A 2218-nucleotide genomic window follows, 5' to 3' on the forward strand; every position below is an offset into this window, starting at 1 on the left:
ACGGAGAACCTAAAAGGGTACGGCCGTGATGCACGATGGTGGCGAGTCGGACAGTTCCATAGTACCGGTGAAGCAACTGAACAAAGCTGAGGCATAAGCCATGATTGTTGGCTATGGTGAACCCTACCCGGGGCGGCCTTGTGACGGATGCCTCCGTCGAGCCTTGCTCGGAGAATATGGAGTTCGGCTTCGCTCATAGTGCCCTTGAGCCTCAGCACGAGGCGATCGTTGAACAGTCCCGGATGGTAGACCCCGTCGGCATCGCCGATCAAGGTATCGGTCATCCCGCACAGGTCAAGCAGGCGGTACCAGTCGGCATTATTGCGCGCCAAACGTGAGACTTCGAGGCCCAATACAATGCCCACGTGACCCAGTGCGACTTCGGTGGTCAATTGGGCAAAGCCGGAACGTTGCGCCGCGCTGGCTCCAGAAAGGCCAAGATCCTGGTCAATGACGGTGACCTGGTCCCGCCGCCAACCCAGTTCCACCGCGCGATCGGCGAGGGCGTATTGGCGCGCCGTTGATTCCCGGTTGTGCTCGACCTGGGTCGCTGTGGATTAGCGGATATAGACGAAGGCGGCGCGGCGCAAGTGCATGGCAGTGATTTTGTCGTGATCACTCATGGCTGGACTCCTCCTGACCCCGTTCCGCCCTGGCGGTTTTTGCGATCAGTTGCGCCAGCCGGTCGAGAACGACGGCGCGTTCTACCTCGTCGAGGTACTCCCAAATCTCTGAGCTGAGCGGCGGGTTCTCCAGAAAGGGCAGACTCATTTGCATGGTGGCGCTCCTCGGTGGCCGATGGACGGTGGAGGAGAGCATCGACGAGAATCCGGGTATGGAGCAAGTCTGACAACGAGCCCAACAGAGTCTCATGGCTGTCGGGCGTTATCTGATCGGGAAGGGGCCAATCCGTCCAATCAGCGGGAATAAGCGTCCGGCTCTGGTCCGGCAGGATGATCAGGAGAAGGAGTCGACCGGCCCGGTGGGTGCGGCCTAGGACCTGCAGGCTGCGGCCTTCAAACGGATGGCCGCGACGGATTATCGTAATCGCTTGTGGAAGGTCTTCGAGATGGGTAGTGTGTCGTGGTTTCCTTTCGATACGCTGGACCACGGATGGTTAGTGAAGTTCATCGAGCATCGGATCGGGGACCGGCGCGTGGTGCGTCCACATCCGGAAGTGGCTGAACGCCGGTATATTCGAGGATGGGCAATGGCGAGGTCAGGAGGAAGGGACTCCCCAAGGAGGGAGCGTGAGCCCGATGCTCGCGAACATCTACCTCCACTACGTCTTTGACCTCTGGGCTGAGCAATGGCGGGGTCGTCACGCGCGCGGTGATGTCATCATCGTCCGCTATTGCGATGACTTCGTTGCCGGCTTTCAGTACCAGGACGAGGCCGAGCAATTTTGGGTTGAGCTTCGGGAGAGGTTCCACAGATTCAACCTGGAATTGCACCCCGAGAAGACCCGGCTCATCGAGTTTGGTCGCTTTGCGGTCGAACGACGTAAGAGACGGGGCGAGGGAAAACCGGAGACGTTTGACTTTCTCGGCTTCACGCACATGTGCGGCAAGACACGGAAGGGCAAGTTTACGGTGCGGCGAAAGACCGTTGCCAGTAGGTTGCGCAGGAAACTCCACGAGGTGAAGCAGACCTTGAGGAAGCGCATGTGTCTACCCATCCCCAGCCAAGGGACCTGGCTGAGAGCGGTGTTGCTTGGGCACTACCGTTATTTCGCGGTACCGCGGAACAGTAGCCTGCTCCATGTGTTTCGGGAGGGCATCCTCCGCTCTTGGTGCCGTACGTTGCGGCGGCGCAGCCAACGTCATCGTATCACTTGGACACGGATGTACCAGCTCGCGCGGCAGTGGCTACCGCAACCCCGAATCCTGCATCCTTACCCTGCACAACGCCTGTGCGTTACTACCTGAGGCAAGAGCCCGGTGCGGTAATTCCGCACGTCGGGATCTGGGCGGGTTGCGCCTTGAAAGCGCATAGAGTTCAGTAGCCTGAGATGGCTACCGCGGTAAAGCCTAGCCAGCAGCCGTGTACCGAGTCTTGCGTGGTGGTGTGGTAACACGCCCTGCGAAGCGTACGAGATATTGTCAAGAGTTGTGGAAAGCATGGTCAGGCGGCTTCCTTCCGATTGTCTTCGTCTTGACGGCGTTCGATTTGAGCACCGTCAACGAACGGAACACCAGCACGCACCAAGGGTAGCAGA

At 59.3% G+C, this 2218-nt stretch carries 2 protein-coding genes and 1 pseudogene; 1 reads left to right on the forward strand and 2 read right to left on the reverse strand.

Annotation, left to right across the window (positions count from 1 at the left end; all coding sequences use genetic code 11):
• Window positions 1-134 precede the first annotated feature (134 nt).
• Both M3461_00330 and M3461_00335 read right to left on the reverse strand, forming a co-directional pair.
• Window positions 135-623: pseudogene (locus M3461_00330) on the reverse strand (recombinase family protein).
• Window positions 616-777: a hypothetical protein gene (locus M3461_00335; GenBank protein MDQ3772936.1), complete on the reverse strand. Its 162-nt coding sequence runs from the start codon at window positions 775-777 to the stop codon at window positions 616-618. Before M3461_00335 ends, M3461_00330 begins: the two are co-directional and overlap by 8 nt.
• A 416-nt stretch (window positions 778-1193) precedes the next feature.
• On the opposite strand from M3461_00335, the gene M3461_00340 reads away from it, so the two are divergent.
• Window positions 1194-1928: a reverse transcriptase domain-containing protein gene (locus M3461_00340; protein ID MDQ3772937.1), complete on the forward strand. Its 735-nt coding sequence runs from the start codon at window positions 1194-1196 to the stop codon at window positions 1926-1928.
• Window positions 1929-2218 lie beyond the last annotated feature (290 nt).

This window comes from Pseudomonadota bacterium, assembly GCA_030860485.1.
GTDB lineage: Bacteria > Pseudomonadota > Gammaproteobacteria > JACCXJ01 > JACCXJ01 > JACCXJ01.